The 14,681-nt window shown below is 58.8% G+C and carries 16 protein-coding genes; 11 read left to right on the top strand and 5 right to left on the bottom strand.

Translation table 11 applies throughout. From position 1 onward, the window contains the following. Positions 1-104: 104 nt before the first annotated feature. Together AC1MEE_RS25305 and AC1MEE_RS25300 are read left to right on the top strand one after the other, a co-directional pair. Positions 105-836, top strand: coding sequence for a carbonic anhydrase (locus AC1MEE_RS25305; protein ID WP_480412229.1), 732 nt, complete (start codon positions 105-107; stop codon positions 834-836). A gap of 116 nt (positions 837-952) precedes the next feature. After that, positions 953-2,479, top strand: a complete 1,527-nt coding sequence (locus AC1MEE_RS25300) for a SulP family inorganic anion transporter (RefSeq protein WP_480412228.1) — start codon at positions 953-955, stop codon at positions 2,477-2,479. A 21-nt stretch (positions 2,480-2,500) separates the two neighbouring features. On the opposite strand, the gene AC1MEE_RS25295 is transcribed toward AC1MEE_RS25300, so the two are convergent. Then, entirely contained in the window at positions 2,501-3,154 is a 654-nt protein-coding gene (locus AC1MEE_RS25295; protein WP_480412227.1) for a hypothetical protein, read from the bottom strand. A 380-nt stretch (positions 3,155-3,534) separates the two neighbouring features. Between AC1MEE_RS25295 and coxB the strand changes: the two genes are divergently transcribed. From coxB to AC1MEE_RS25275, 4 genes are all read left to right on the top strand, one after another. Next, a complete protein-coding gene (coxB, locus tag AC1MEE_RS25290; RefSeq protein WP_480412226.1) occupies positions 3,535-4,662 on the top strand; it encodes a cytochrome c oxidase subunit II in 1,128 nt (375 codons plus the stop codon). 70 nt (positions 4,663-4,732) lie between these two features. Next, the gene (gene ctaD / locus AC1MEE_RS25285) at positions 4,733-6,331 is read left to right on the top strand and encodes a cytochrome c oxidase subunit I (protein ID WP_480412225.1); all 1,599 of its coding nucleotides are present in this window, start codon (positions 4,733-4,735) and stop codon (positions 6,329-6,331) included. Between the two features lies 1 nt (position 6,332). Continuing rightward, positions 6,333-6,890, top strand: coding sequence for a cytochrome c oxidase assembly protein (locus tag AC1MEE_RS25280; RefSeq protein WP_480412224.1), 558 nt, complete (start codon positions 6,333-6,335; stop codon positions 6,888-6,890). 42 nt (positions 6,891-6,932) lie between these two features. Next, positions 6,933-7,820 (top strand): cytochrome c oxidase subunit 3, encoded by an 888-nt coding sequence (locus AC1MEE_RS25275; protein WP_480412223.1) that lies wholly within the window; start codon positions 6,933-6,935, stop codon positions 7,818-7,820. 9 nt (positions 7,821-7,829) lie between these two features. On the opposite strand, the gene AC1MEE_RS25270 is transcribed toward AC1MEE_RS25275, so the two are convergent. Then, a complete protein-coding gene (locus tag AC1MEE_RS25270; RefSeq protein ID WP_480412222.1) occupies positions 7,830-8,033 on the bottom strand; it encodes a twin transmembrane helix small protein in 204 nt (67 codons plus the stop codon). 84 nt (positions 8,034-8,117) lie between these two features. On the opposite strand from AC1MEE_RS25270, the gene AC1MEE_RS25265 reads away from it, so the two are divergent. Genes AC1MEE_RS25265 through AC1MEE_RS25245 form a run of 5 tightly spaced genes read left to right on the top strand, consistent with a single transcriptional unit; the run spans position 8,118 to position 12,052 of the window. Beyond that, complete coding sequence (locus AC1MEE_RS25265; RefSeq protein ID WP_480412221.1) at positions 8,118-8,858, top strand: SURF1 family protein; 741 nt, start codon at positions 8,118-8,120, stop codon at positions 8,856-8,858. Next, on the top strand, positions 8,824-9,417 hold the full coding sequence (locus AC1MEE_RS25260; protein ID WP_480412220.1) for a hypothetical protein: 594 nt from the start codon (positions 8,824-8,826) through the stop codon (positions 9,415-9,417). Before AC1MEE_RS25265 ends, AC1MEE_RS25260 begins: the two co-directional genes overlap by 35 nt. A 9-nt stretch (positions 9,418-9,426) precedes the next feature. Continuing rightward, positions 9,427-10,488, top strand: coding sequence for a COX15/CtaA family protein (locus AC1MEE_RS25255; protein ID WP_480412219.1), 1,062 nt, complete (start codon positions 9,427-9,429; stop codon positions 10,486-10,488). Between the two features lie 35 nt (positions 10,489-10,523). Continuing rightward, positions 10,524-11,423 carry a heme o synthase gene (cyoE, locus tag AC1MEE_RS25250; RefSeq protein ID WP_480412218.1) on the top strand — a complete coding sequence of 300 codons (900 nt, stop codon included), beginning with the start codon at positions 10,524-10,526 and terminating at the stop codon, positions 11,421-11,423. Next, the gene (locus AC1MEE_RS25245) at positions 11,420-12,052 is read left to right on the top strand and encodes an SCO family protein (RefSeq protein ID WP_480412217.1); all 633 of its coding nucleotides are present in this window, start codon (positions 11,420-11,422) and stop codon (positions 12,050-12,052) included. The genes cyoE and AC1MEE_RS25245 overlap by 4 nt, the downstream gene beginning before the upstream one ends. A gap of 66 nt (positions 12,053-12,118) precedes the next feature. On the opposite strand, the gene AC1MEE_RS25240 is transcribed toward AC1MEE_RS25245, so the two are convergent. The 3 genes from AC1MEE_RS25240 to AC1MEE_RS25230 all read right to left on the bottom strand — a co-directional run bounded on the left by AC1MEE_RS25240 (position 12,119) and on the right by AC1MEE_RS25230 (position 14,671). Further along, a complete protein-coding gene (locus AC1MEE_RS25240) occupies positions 12,119-12,892 on the bottom strand; it encodes a MetQ/NlpA family ABC transporter substrate-binding protein (protein ID WP_480412216.1) in 774 nt (257 codons plus the stop codon). A gap of 97 nt (positions 12,893-12,989) precedes the next feature. Further along, entirely contained in the window at positions 12,990-13,664 is a 675-nt protein-coding gene (locus AC1MEE_RS25235; RefSeq protein ID WP_480412215.1) for a methionine ABC transporter permease, read from the bottom strand. After that, positions 13,664-14,671: a methionine ABC transporter ATP-binding protein gene (locus AC1MEE_RS25230; protein ID WP_480412214.1), complete on the bottom strand. Its 1,008-nt coding sequence runs from the start codon at positions 14,669-14,671 to the stop codon at positions 13,664-13,666. The genes AC1MEE_RS25235 and AC1MEE_RS25230 overlap by 1 nt, the downstream gene beginning before the upstream one ends. Between the last annotated feature and the right edge of the window lie 10 nt (positions 14,672-14,681).

The following is a 14,681-nucleotide window of genomic DNA, read 5'->3' as shown; positions in this document are numbered from 1 at the left end:
GACGGGTCACGCGCAAATGGAGTTGTTCGTGATGCCAGGAAAAAAGAGGTCACTCTCCAGATAAAGCAGGAAAATCCACATCAATCCGTCAGTGAGGATGAGACATGAGCGACATGGATAAACAGCCTTCGGCTGCCTCGACCAATACCTTGCCAGAGGCGGAAAGCGCCGAGGCAGCGCTTAAGCACATCGTTGACGGCTTTATGCATTTTCGTCACGAAATATTTCCGCAACAGGAAGAGCTTTTCAAGAAGCTCGCCACTTCCCAGCGGCCCCGTGCCATGTTCATCGCCTGCGCCGACTCGCGCATCGTGCCTGAACTGATCACCCAAAGCGCCCCCGGAGACCTGTTTGTTACCCGCAACGTCGGTAACGTCGTTCCGCCTTACGGCCAGATGAACGGCGGCGTCTCCACCGCGATTGAATACGCGATCATTGCCTTGGGTGTGCAGCACATCATCATTTGCGGGCATTCCGATTGCGGCGCCATGCGCGCCGTCCTCAACCCGCAAACCCTGGAAAAAATGCCCACGGTCAAGGCCTGGCTGCGGCATGCCGAAGTCGCCAGAACCGTGGTGGAAGACAACTGTCACTGCGCCGACGAACAGGAAAGCATGCACGTGCTGACCCAGGAAAACGTGATCGCCCAACTGCAGCATTTGCGCACGCACCCTTCGGTGGCGTCGAAGATGGCCAGTGGTCATTTGTTCATCCATGGCTGGGTCTACAGCATCGAGACCAGCGAAATCAAAGCCTATGACGCCGAACAGGATTGCTTCCTGCCGCTCGATGGCTCGGGCCCGATACCGATGGCAACGCCCAGGCCGCGTTTCTAAGCGCGTGAGTCTGATTCACGACTGACGGTTCAAAACCCTCTTATTCGTACTCGGAGGCTGCGCGTGTTGCGCGCCGCCGGGCTTTGTCACGTCTGAAGAATCCTCGGAGAGTCATCTTGGGCATTGCAGAATTGAAGTCCATTTTGCCTCGGGAGCTACTGGCTTCCGTGGTGGTATTCCTGGTTGCCCTGCCGTTGTGCATGGGCATTGCCATCGCCTCGGGCATGCCGCCCGCCAAAGGCCTGATCACCGGCATCATCGGCGGTCTGGTGGTGGGTTGGCTGGCGGGCTCGCCGTTGCAGGTCAGCGGTCCGGCCGCAGGCCTGGCGGTCCTGGTGTTCGAAGTAGTGCGAGAGCACGGAATGGCGATGTTGGGGCCGATCCTGCTGCTGGCTGGGCTACTGCAAGTGTTGGCTGGGCACTTCAAGCTCGGTTGCTGGTTTCGGGTCACTGCGCCGGCTGTGGTTTATGGCATGCTCGCCGGGATTGGTGTGTTGATCGTGCTGTCCCAAGTGCATGTGATGTTTGATGGCGGGCCCAAACCGTCTGGGCTGGATAACCTGATCGGGTTTCCGGCGACCCTGATTCAGGCCATCGGTCCGGGGACCGGCTTGCAGGCCGGGATGCTCGGGCTGGGTACGATTCTGGTGATGTGGCTGTGGGACAAATGGCGACCAAATGCGTTGCGCTTTGTGCCGGGCGCGTTGCTGGGTGTCGGTCTCGCGACCGTCGTCAACCTGATCTTCGCCTTGAAGATCAAGCGCGTCGAGGTTCCGGCCAATCTCGCGGAAGCCATTGACTGGTTACGTCCTGCCGACCTGCTGAATCTGGCGGATCCAGACATTTTGATCGCCGCCTTTGCAGTGGCGTTTATTGCCAGCGCCGAAACGCTGCTGTCAGCCGCAGCCGTCGATCGTATGCACAACGGCCAGCGCTCGGACTTCGATCGAGAGCTGAGGGCCCAAGGTGTCGGTAACATGCTCTGTGGTTTGCTCGGCGCCCTGCCGATGACCGGGGTGATTGTGCGTAGCTCGGCCAATGTGCAAGCCGGTGCGCGCACTCGGCTATCGGCGATTTTCCACGGTGTCTGGTTGCTGGCGTTTGTGCTGCTGTTGTCCAGTGTGCTGCAAAGCATTCCAGTCGCCAGTCTGGCGGGCGTGCTGGTCTACACCGGGTTGAAGCTGGTCGACCTCAAGGCCTTTCGCGGGCTGGGTCGCTATGGGCGGATGCCGATGTTCACCTACGCGGCAACCGCAGTGGCAATCATCTTCACTGACCTGTTGACCGGGGTGTTGATCGGCGTTGGCTTGACCCTGGTCAAGCTGGCGTGGAAGGCATCGCGTTTGAAGGTCAGCCTGATCGACCTTGAAGCCGAGGGGGAAATGGAGCTGCGTCTGATGGGGGCCGCGACCTTCTTGAAAGTCCCGACGCTGACCCATGTTCTGGGCACTGTCCCGCCAGGCAGCACGGTGCATGTGCCGCTCAATAACCTGAGTTATATCGACCACTCATGTCTTGAGCTGCTTGAAGAATGGGGGCGTGCGAATGCGGCCATGGGGTCGCGGCTTATCATCGAACCACGCGGTCTGAAACGTCGCCTGGAGGGGAGATTGCGCACGACAGCGGGCTTTGGATCAGCCTGAGTCGTGCGCTAGGCAGTTGTGTTAGAGGGGGTAAGTCTGGTCTAGATCAAGCCCGACGCCCAACTGGCGCGAAAGGCATGGCCAGCGCTTCCAGGCAGCTTCGGTATCCGGGCTGCTCAAGCGGTCGCGATAGGCTTCGACGGAATCGAGCGCGAAGCTTTCATCATCGAGCATTTCATCCACCGCATGATGGACGGCTTCATCCAGTTGGTTGGCGAACGTTTCGCCGATCAACTGGTGGGCGATCACGCTGGCCACCGTGGTGTTCGATGGAATCAGCGGTTGGCCGAAATGTTTGATGTAGAGGTCATTCACTTCTTCGACCAGACGATGGGCCAGATAGGCTTCGTCCAACAGGCTGTCCAGGCCCTCGTGGCCGTCCATGATCGTCGGTGGTTGAAGGAAAAAGTGCTCTGCGATCTTCAGTACCGGTTTGATTTGATCCTCGATACCGGCTTCAAGCGCGACCGCGTGTGCGGCGTCGAGCAAGTCTGGAACCTGTTCGATATAAGCTGCAACGAAACGTGTCAAAACTCCCTTTGCGTCCAATTCGGGTAGGTGAATGGCAGGGTGAAGGTGTGGTAATTGAGTTTCCAGCTGGCGCGACAATTGGCGGGTCTTGGCCTCGTGTTGATGCGCACGTTGAATCTGCTCGCGCAAAGCGGCGGTGTTCATGAAGGCTCCTGAAGGCACTGAAACAAGGCAAAAAGAAAAGGAAGTCATACGGTAGCTTGCTTATGAAACTTCCTAAGACGCATTTGTCATAACAGATTCATATTTATGTGAATGAGATATATGAGAGTGTCCGCTCTCGTTACATTTCTCGCGCCCGACATAGCCCCAAATCGACAATTTAGCCAACTAACTAGTTTTGCTACATCGCATTGCGAGGTCTGAGTCGCTGTCTATACTCGGGTCTGAAGGAAGATTAGCTGGTGACGCCCGACTGCATTCGCAGCCTTGGCCCCGGCCGTCAAGCCACCATTCTTGACCGCCGCTCCCTTGGTCGCAGGTGAAAGCCGGCGGGATAAGAAGAACGATAAGGGGAACCCGCAATGATGCGACATCCACATGTCTGGATGGGCCTCCTGTTGTGGTCGATATTCAGCCAGGCGCAAGCCGCCTGGACCGTGAATATGGCGCCTGGAGCGACTGAAGTCAGTCACGAAATATTCGACCTGCACATGACCATTTTCTGGATATGTGTGGTGATTGGCGTTGTGGTATTCGGCGCCATGTTCTGGTCGATGATCGTTCACCGGCGATCCACAGGTCAGGTGGCCGCTAAATTTCATGAGAGCACGACGGTCGAGATTCTCTGGACGATTGTGCCGCTGCTCATCCTGATAGCGATGGCCGTTCCGGCGACCAGGACGATGATCAGAATGTACGACACCAGTGAATCTGATCTCGATATTCAGATCACCGGTTATCAGTGGAAGTGGCATTACAAGTATCTGGGACAGGACGTCGAGTTCTTCAGCAATCTGGCGACGCCCGCCGACCAGATTCATAACAAAGAAGCCAAGGGCGAAAACTACCTGCTGGAAGTCGACCAGCCACTGGTGGTTCCGGTGGGTGTGAAAATACGCTTTTTGGTGACCGCCGCCGATGTGATCCACTCCTGGTGGGTACCGGCCTTTGCGGTCAAACGCGACGCCATTCCGGGGTTCGTCAACGAAGCCTGGACCCGTGTCGACAAGCCCGGCATCTACCGCGGCCAATGCTCTGAATTGTGTGGCAAGGACCACGGCTTCATGCCGATTGTGGTCGAGGCCAAAACCCAGGTCGATTTCGACACCTGGCTGGCTGGCCGCAAGCTAGAGACCGCCAAACTCAAAGAGCTGACCAGCAAAGACTGGACGCTGGACGAGTTGGTCGCCCGAGGCGACAAGGTTTACCACACCACGTGTGTGGCCTGTCACCAGGCTGAAGGCCAGGGCCTGCCGCCGATGTTCCCGGCGCTCAAAGGTTCTAAAACAGTCACCGGGCCCAAGGAAGCTCACTTGAGTACGGTGTTCCATGGCCGGCAGGGTACGGCGATGGCGGCATTCGGCAGACAGCTTTCAGAGGTCGATATCGCAGCGGTGGTTACCTACGAGCGTAATGCATGGGGTAACAACAAAGGCGACATGGTCACCCCGAAAGAAGTGCTAGCTCTGAAGCAGGCGGATAGCAAATGACCCCGTCAATTGCGTATTCCCCTTGTTCCGCTCTGGCGCGTGCAGCTCACCGTTTTGCAGGAGACAGGACATGAGTAGTGCAGTGATCGATGAACAAGGCCACGTCGGCCATGTTGACCACGCTCACGGCCCCGCAAAAGGCCTGATGCGCTGGGTGCTGACGACCAACCACAAAGACATTGGCACGTTGTACCTGTGGTTCAGCTTCACCATGTTTTTGCTGGGCGGCTCTTTCGCCATGGTGATTCGCGCCGAGCTGTTCCAGCCTGGCCTGCAGCTCGTCGAGCCGGCGTTCTTCAACCAGATGACCACCATGCACGGGTTGGTGATGGTCTTCGGGGCCGTGATGCCGGCGTTCGTCGGCCTCGCCAACTGGATGATCCCGTTGATGATCGGTGCGCCGGACATGGCCTTGCCGAGGATGAACAACTTCAGTTTCTGGCTGCTCCCGGCCGCTTTCATCTTGCTGGTGTCGACGCTGTTCATGTCCGGTGGCGGCCCGAACTTCGGCTGGACGTTTTACGCCCCGCTGTCGACGACCTATGCGCCGCCGAGCGTGACGTTTTTCATCTTCGCCATTCACATGATGGGCATCAGTTCGATCATGGGCGCGATCAACGTGATCGCCACCATCCTCAACCTGCGCGCGCCCGGCATGACCCTGATGAAAATGCCGTTGTTCGTCTGGACCTGGCTGATTACCGCGTTCCTGCTGATCGCGGTGATGCCGGTACTGGCCGGTTGCGTGACCATGATGTTGATGGACATCCACTTCGGCACCAGTTTCTTCAGCGCTGCAGGCGGCGGCGATCCGGTGTTGTTCCAGCATGTGTTCTGGTTCTTCGGGCACCCTGAGGTGTACATCATGATCTTGCCGGCCTTTGGCGCGGTCAGTTCGATCATCCCGACCTTCTCGCGCAAACCGTTGTTTGGCTACACCTCGATGGTCTACGCCACAGCGAGCATCGCGTTCCTGTCGTTCATCGTCTGGGCGCACCACATGTTCGTGGTCGGCATCCCTCTGGTGGGTGAGCTGTTCTTCATGTACGCCACCTTGCTGATCGCCGTACCCACCGGGGTCAAGGTGTTCAACTGGGTCAGCACCATGTGGCAAGGCTCGCTGACCTTCGAGACGCCCATGCTGTTCGCGGTGGCGTTTGTGATTCTGTTCACCATCGGTGGCTTTTCCGGGCTGATGCTGGCGATTGCCCCGGCAGACTTCCAGTATCAGGACACCTACTTCGTGGTCGCCCACTTCCACTATGTATTGGTGCCGGGTGCGATCTTCGGGATCTTCGCATCGGCTTATTACTGGCTGCCGAAATGGACCGGGCACATGTATGACGAGACCCTCGGCAAGCTGCATTTCTGGCTGTCGTTCGTGGGCATGAACACGGCTTTCTTTCCTATGCACTTCCTCGGGCTGGCCGGGATGCCGCGCCGGATTCCGGATTACAACCTGCAGTTCGCCAACTTCAACATGGTGTCGTCCATCGGTGCGTTCATCTTTGGCGCGACGCAGATTTTCTTCCTGTTCATCGTGATCAAAACCATTCGTGGTGGCCCGCCTGCGCCGGCCAAACCGTGGGAAGGCGCGGAGGGGCTGGAGTGGAGTATTCCTTCTCCGGCGCCGTATCACACCTTCACGACACCGCCAGAAGTGAAATGAAATGAACGAAGCGCGCTCTCTCAAACGCTTGGTAGTTCGCCTGTTGCTGCTGGTGGTGGTGATGTTCGCGTTCGGTTTTGCTCTGGTGCCGATGTACGACGTGATGTGCAAAGCGCTCGGCATCAACGGTAAGAGCGGCGGTAAATATGAGGGCTCGCAGGTTGTGGATGAGAGCCGTCAGGTGCGGGTGCAGTTTGTGTCGAGCAACAACGCCGACATGGCTTGGGATTTCTACCCAAAGGGCGAAGAGTTGGTGGTGCACCCTGGCGCGGTCAACGAGATGCTGTTTGTGGCTCATAACCCGACCGACAAGCCGATGAAGGCGCAGGCCATTCCGAGTATTTCCCCGGGCGAGGTCGCGGTTTATTTCCACAAGACCGAATGTTTTTGCTTCACCCAGCAAGTGCTGCAGCCAGGGGAACGAATTGAAATGCCGGTGCGCTTCATCCTCGACCGCGACCTGCCCAAGGACGTGAAACAACTGACTCTCGCTTACACGCTGTTCGATATCACCGCTCGCTCGCCACCGGTTGCACGCGTTGCCAGCAACGGCGGCTAGGACCTGAAACGATTCAGAGCGCCCGATAAGGAGAACAATAAGATGGCAATTCACGAACATTACTACGTCCCCACGCAAAGCAAATGGCCGATCATTGCCACGATTGGCATGCTCACCACCATGTTCGGCCTGGGCACCTGGTTCAACGACATGAAGGCTGCCCGACCCGAATCCCACGGGCCGCTGATCTTTTTTGTCGGCGGTCTGCTGTTGGCCTACATGCTGTTCGGCTGGTTCGGCACGGTGATCAAGGAAGGCCGCTCCGGTCTGTACAGCGCGCAGATGGATCGCAGTTTCCGCTGGGGCATGAGCTGGTTCATCTTTTCCGAAGTGATGTTCTTTATCGCCTTTTTTGGCGCCCTGTTTTATGTGCGGAATTTGTCTGGCCCCTGGCTCGGAGGTGAAGGTTCCAAGGGTGTTGCCCATATGCTCTGGCCGAACTTCCAGTTTGCCTGGCCAATGCTGCATACCCCGGACCCGAAACTTTTCCCGGGGCCCAAGGAAATCATCAATCCGTGGCACCTGCCGCTGATCAACACCATCTTGCTGGTCAGCTCCAGCGTCACCGTGACCATCGCCCACCATGCGTTGAGAAAAGGCCATCGTGGTGTCTTGAAAATCTGGCTGGCACTGACGATCTTGCTCGGCCTGAGCTTCCTGACGTTGCAGGCCTCGGAATATATCGAGGCTTATCACGAGCTGGGCCTGACCTTGGGTTCAGGCATCTACGGCGCGACGTTCTTCATGCTCACCGGTTTTCACGGGGCCCACGTCACCATCGGCACAATCATTCTGTTCGTGATGCTAATGCGGGTGATGCGCGGGCACTTCAATGCCGAGGATCAATTCGGCTTCGAGGCGGCGAGTTGGTATTGGCACTTTGTCGACGTGGTGTGGATCGGGCTGTTTGTCTTTGTGTACGTGCTTTAGAGGGCGGGTTTACCAATTGACGTGAGAGACCAGTTGGCCGCTGTAGAAGCCCCACGCGATCAGGACGACCGTGATGGCGGCCAGGCTGACACGCACGGTCAATGCCTTCAGCAGCCGGTTGGAACCGCTCTCGTCCTTGACCAGAAAGAACAGGCCGCTGAACAGACTGATCATCGTGGCAATCAGCATTAGAACAATCGCCGCTTTGAGCATGATGAAACTCCATGGCACTTGATTAAATGGGCGGGGGGTATAGGCGATGTATTGCAGTATAGCTACCCGCGATTGGGGCACGCCATGAAGCGCTTCCGACCCGGACTGGCGCCAACGATGGTGGTTTTTCTGTTGTTGCCGCTGCTGATTTTTCTCGGTTTCTGGCAGCTTGATCGTGGCGAGGAAAAGCGCGTGCTGCTGGCCAACTATGCCGAGCGCCGCGCGGCTGAGCCGATGGTCAGCATCCACCTTGGGCAAACGGCAGACCCTGCCTATCGGCGCGTGCAATTGCGTGGCCAGTTCGATGCCGAACACAGCCTGATGCTGGATAACAGCACCCGAGGTGGCAGGGGCGGTATCGAGCTGATTCAACCCTTTCACGATCTGGCCAGCGGGCTTTGGCTGTTGATTAATCGGGGCTGGCTGCCTTGGCCGGATCGGCGCACGAGACCCGTGTTCACCACGCCCGATCAGGTCTTGAGCCTCAACGCCTGGGTATATGTGCCTACTGGTGCAACCTTCCAATTGAGTCCAGATCCGGCCGGCGCCCCGTGGCCGCGTCTGGTTACGGCGGTGGATCCGACAAAACTCTGGCCTGAGCTGGGACGCGAAGGTTTTGCCTATGAACTGCGGCTGGAGCCGGGGGTTGCCGCTTATCAGCTCGATTGGCCGGTCGTGGCGATGGGCCCGGAAAAACACCTCGGTTATGCCGTTCAGTGGTTTGCCATGGCGGCGGCACTGTTCGGCCTTTATCTATACTTCGGATTGCACAACGCCAAGGAGAAAAACCATGGGAGCGGCCATGAATCCACTCAGCATGTCTGAAACACGTCCGCCGCAGCATCGCCGCAGGGGGCGCTTGCAGCTGATTCTTGTGCTGCTGGTGGCGATCGGACCCATGATCCTCGCCACCGGGATGTACAAATTGCAGTTCTGGGTGCCGGACAGCCGCAGCTATCACGGTGAGCTGATCGGTAACGGTCAAAGCCGCGCCGATCTTGGCGTGCAGACCGACGAGTCGCGCTGGCAACTGTTGGTCAGTGCGCCGCAGGGCTGCGCGGCGGATTGTCAGCAGTTGGTGTATCTGGCGAGGCAGATTCAGATCGGTCTGGGCCAGGACTCCTCTCGCGCCAGCCACGCGCTGGCCGTTGCACAACCGCTCGATGCCGATTACTCGACGAAGCTCACACGCGAATACCCGAAATTGCAGCGCTACCCGCTGGATTTGTCGCGGTACAACAAAGCCGTACCCGGCGTTGAGACGCCACAACTCTGGATCATCGATCCCCACGGCAACCTGGTGCTGCGTTACGACGCCAAGGTCAACGGCAAGGACCTGCTCAACGATCTACGCCAACTGTTGAAACTGTCGAACATCGGATAGGGCATCGTCATGGCCAGACCTGGATTTCGCCTCGCTTTGCTTGCCACGCTGCTTGCGCTGGTCGTGGTGTTACTCGGTGCCTATACCCGGCTGACCCACGCGGGCCTGGGTTGTCCTGACTGGCCGGGCTGTTACGGCTTTATCAGCGTGCCCAATAGCGAGGCGCAGCTGGCGCACGCCGAACTGCATTTTCCCGATGCTCCGGTCGAAGCCCACAAGGGCCGCAACGAGATGGTCCACCGCTACTTTGCAGGCACGCTGGCGCTGATGATCATGCTGCTGGCGGCGCAGGCCCTGCGTCGGCGTCATCAAGCCGGGCAGCCGCTGAAGTTGCCGCTGTTGATGCTCGGTGTGGTGGTCGCTCAGGCCGCATTCGGTATGTGGACGGTGACCCTCAAACTCTGGCCGCAGGTGGTCACGGCGCATTTGTTGGGCGGCGTCGCGACCTTGAGCCTGTTGTTTTTACTGACGCTGCGTTTGTCCGGCGGCTTTGCCCCCATGCCGCAGCTACCTGCGCGATTACGCCGCCTGGCTGCGTTGGGGCTGGTGCTGGTGATCGCGCAAATTGCCCTCGGCGGTTGGGTCAGCTCCAACTATGCAGCGGTGGCCTGTATCGACCTGCCGACCTGTCATGGCGAATGGTGGCCGAAAGCGGATTTCGCCAACGGCTTTCACCTTACACAGCACATCGGCCCCAACTACCTGGGCGGGCAACTGGACAGCGATGCGCGCACCGCCATTCACATCACCCATCGGCTCGGCGCGGTATTGGTGACATTGGTATTGCTGGCGCTGGCCTGGCAGCTGAAGCGTGCCGGCCTCAAAGGCATGGCTACATGGGTGCTGCTGGCCCTCGCGGTTCAGGTGGGCCTGGGTATCAGCAACGTGATCTTCCATCTGCCGCTGCCGATTGCAGTGGCTCATAACGCCGGTGGTGCGGCCTTGATGTTGACCATGACCCTGGTGAATTACCGCACACGATCAGCCTTCGGCTGGGCGGCCAGAACAAAGCCCGGACACCGCTTTCAGGGACAGGGTCTTGCTCAAGGGCAGCTTCAACCGAGCAAATAACCTGGCAAAGAACAATAACTAGAAGGAGAGATGCCATGGCTACTCTAATCCGCGAGCAACACAGCCAGGCCATCTGGCGTGACTACCTTGAACTGACCAAACCCAAAGTGGTGGTGCTGATGCTGATCACCTCACTGGTCGGCATGTTTCTCGCCACGCGCGCGGGAGTGCCGTGGACGGTGCTGCTGTTCGGCAATATGGGGATCGCTTTTTGCGCAGGCGGGGCGGCAGTGGTCAATCATGTGGTGGATCGGCGCATCGATGCGGTGATGGCGCGCACCCAAAAGCGGCCCTTGGCCGAAGGACGCGTGACACCTGCTGCGGCCATGACCTTCGCTTTGCTGCTGGCGGTGGCCGGGCAAGCCTTGCTGCTGGCATTTACCAACCCGCTGACCGCCTGGCTGACGCTGGCCTCGTTGCTCGGTTATGCAGTGATCTACACCGGCTTCTTGAAGCGCGCCACGCCGCAAAACATCGTGATAGGCGGCCTTGCTGGTGCCGCGCCGCCGCTGCTGGGTTGGGTCGCGACCACGGGGCACGTCGGTGCCGAACCGCTGCTGCTGGTACTGATCATCTTCGCCTGGACCCCACCGCACTTCTGGGCGCTGGCGATCCATCGCAAGGAGGAATACGCCAAGGCGGACATCCCGATGCTGCCGGTCACCCATGGCGAGCACTACACCAAGGTGCATATTCTGCTATACACCTTCGTCCTGCTCGCGGTCAGTCTGCTGCCCTATGTGATCCATATGAGCGGCATGCTGTACCTGTTGTGTGCATTGGGGCTTGGCGCGCGCTTTCTGCAATGGTCCTGGGTGCTGTACCGTGGCAGTAAGCCGCACGCGGCGATCAACACCTTCAAGTACTCTATTTACTACTTGTTCCTGCTGTTTATCGCGCTGCTTGTCGACCACTACTTATTGTTGAACCTATGACTCGAATCCAAAAAACAGTTTTTATTCTGGTCGCCCTGGTGGCGCTGGTCCTGGGCCTTACGGTCAACAAAGTATTGTCTGGCAGGGGACAGGGCGATCCAACGGTGCTGATCGACGCCGGCATCATTCTGCTGCCCACCAGCCGCAGCCTGCCCGATCTGCAGATGACCAATCAGGATGGCAAACCGGTTTCTGTTAATGAACTGAAGGGCAAATGGACGATGCTGTTCTTCGGCTATACCTTCTGCCCGGACGTCTGTCCGACGACCCTCGCCCAGCTGCGCCAGATAAAAAGCGAACTGCCTAAAGACGTCGTCGGCAAGCTGCAAGTCGTGCTGGTCAGCGTCGACCCCAATCGCGACACTCCACAACAGCTCAAGCAGTACCTGGGTTATTTCGACCCCGATTTTCAGGGCCTGACCGCACCGGTCGCCGACATCCAGAAACTCGCCAATGCGGTGAGCATTCCGTTCATTCCTGCCGACACCAGCAAGCCCAATTACACCGTCGACCACAGCGGCAACCTGGCCCTGCTCGGCCCGGACGGCACCCAGCGTGGGTTCATTCGCTCGCCGTTGAACAACCAGAAAATGGTCGCCCAATTGCCGGGTTTGTTGTCGCGTAAGTGACGCCTTCGCAGCGGGACGCGTAGTTGCAAGTCTGCGAATGGCCCGACGCGGTCTTATTCGGCGGTATCAGAACGCCGGAACGACCGCGCCCTGGTATTTATCCAGAATGAATTGCTTCAGTTCCGGGCTATGCAAGGCGACGACCAGTTTTTGCATGGCAATTGAATCCCTGTTGTCCGGGCGCGCGACCAGGATGCTCACGTAAGGCGAATCGCTGCCTTCAATGACCAACGCCTCTTTGGTGGGGTCCAGACTGACGGCCCGCGCGTAATTGGCGTTGATCAGCGCCAAATCGACGGTCGTCAGCACGCGGGTCAGCGTGGCCGCTTCCAGCTCGCTGAATGCCAGGTTTTTAGGGTTCTGGGCGATATCACTTGGCGTCGACAGGATTTTGTTCGAATCCTTGAGTGTGATCAACCCGGTCTTGGCCAACAGCAACAAGGCGCGGCCTTCGTTGCTGGCGTCGTTCGGCAGGGCGACTTTGGCGCCGTCGGGCAGCTCGTCCAGCGTCTTGTGCGGGCTTGAATAAGCGCCCAAGGGTTCGATATGGACCTTGGCTACAGCAACCAGGTCGGCGCCGTTGCCCTTGTTGAACTCATCCAGATACGGCTGATGCTGAAAGAAGTTGGCGTCGAGGCTTTTTTCCGCGAGTTGCACATTGGGCTGAATGTAATCGCTGAAGACTTTGATCTGTAGATCGACCCCTTCCTTGGCCAGCATCGGTTTGACGAACTCGAGGATTTCCGCGTGCGGCACGGCACTGGCGCCGATGGTCAAGGTTTCGTCGGCGTGCGCGCTCAAGGCAACGACTGCAGCCAATGCGGCGAGTAGCTTTTTCATGCATCAACTCCGTTGAAACGGCCACCTCTGTCGAGGTGACCACACCCGGTCGGGCCTTGGCGGGTCGGCGACCCGCCACTGTGATCATCTGTCGTTGCTATCGGTGAGTGAAGTGCGCTACCAGCTTGTCGCCGATGGTTTGCAGGATCTGCACCAGTACCAATAGCAATACGACCGTGACGAACATCACATCGTTCTGGAAGCGCTGATAACCATAGCGAATGGCCAGGTCACCCAGACCGCCAGCACCCACGGCACCGGCCATCGCAGTGAACGACACCAACGCGATGGCAGTGACGGTAATGGCCGCCAGAATGCCGGGGCGCGCTTCGGGCAACAGCGCCTTGATGATGATCTGCCGGGTCGTCGCGCCCATGGCCTGGATCGCTTCGATGATGCCTTTATCCACTTCCCGCAGGGCGGTCTCGACCAAGCGGGCGAAGAATGGTGTGGCGCCCGCGATCAAGGGCGGCAAGGTACCGAGGACGCCGAGCGAGGTGCCGGTGAGGAGTTCGGTCAACGGCATCATCACGATCAGCAGGATGATGAAAGGCAACGCCCGCAGCAGGTTGACGATCAACGCCACCGCCGAATACAGACGATCATTCTCCAGTAACTGGCGCGGCGAGGTCAGGAACATCAACACGCCCAGCGGCAGGCCCAGCAGCACGGTAAAGGCCAGGGAAACGCTGAGCATTATCAGCGTGTCACCGATAGCGACCCAGATTTCGTACCAGTCGACGTTGGAAAACAGATTGATCAGGGTATCCATCAGCGCAGCACCTCCATGTGAACATCCGCGGCAGTGAAGCGAGCGAAGGCCGCTTCCATGTCGCCACCGGTGATGGCCAGGGTCAATTGCCCGTAGGGGGTGTCTTTGATGCGGTCTATACGTCCGGCGAGGATGCTGTAGTCGACGCCGGTTTCCCGGGCGACGGTGCCCAGCAGAGGGGCGTAGGTGGCTTCACCCTGGAACGTCAGACGCACGATGCGGCCCTGCACATGGGAAAAGTCGTCGCGTTGTTCGCTTTCGTCGATCTGCTCGTCTTCCTGCACGAAACGCTTGGTGGTCGGGTGCTTGGGATGCAGGAACACATCGGCCACCGCACCCTGCTCGACGATCTTGCCGGCGTCCATCACCGCGACGTGGTCACAGACGCGACGGATCACGTCCATCTCGTGGGTGATCAGGACGATGGTCAGGTTCAGCTCGCGATTGATCTCGGCCAGCAGTTGCAGAACCGACGCAGTGGTTTGCGGGTCGAGGGCGCTGGTGGCTTCGTCGCACAGCAGGATTTTCGGTTTGGTCGCCAGCGCGCGGGCGATGCCCACCCGCTGCTTTTGCCCGCCAGACAGCTGGGTCGGGTATTTCTTTGCATGGTCGGACAGGCCGACGCGCTCGAGCAGCTCCGCCACGCGCTGATCGATCTGGCTGCGTGACATATCGCCGGCCAGGGTCAGTGGCATGCCAACGTTGTCGGCGACGGTCTTGGAGGCCAGCAGATTGAAGTGCTGGAATATCATCCCGACCTGGCGGCGAAAGCCCCGCAAGGCGTTGGCGTCGAACGCGGTGACATCTTCGCCGTCGACGATGATCTGACCGCCACTCGGGGTTTCCAGGCGATTGATCAGGCGCAGCAATGTGCTTTTACCCGCGCCGGAATGGCCAATCAGGCCGAACACCTGGCCGTCTTCGACGCGCAGGCTGGTGGGGTGCAGAGCGGGAATTTCCCGGTCGGCAACCCGATAGGTTTTATAGACGTTATGAAACTCGATCACGTAGCGAACC

Source organism: Pseudomonas sp. ASL3 (assembly GCF_056680425.1).
Note: the sequence above shows the minus strand (reverse complement) of the source record. Positions and strands in the feature narration are given on the sequence as shown.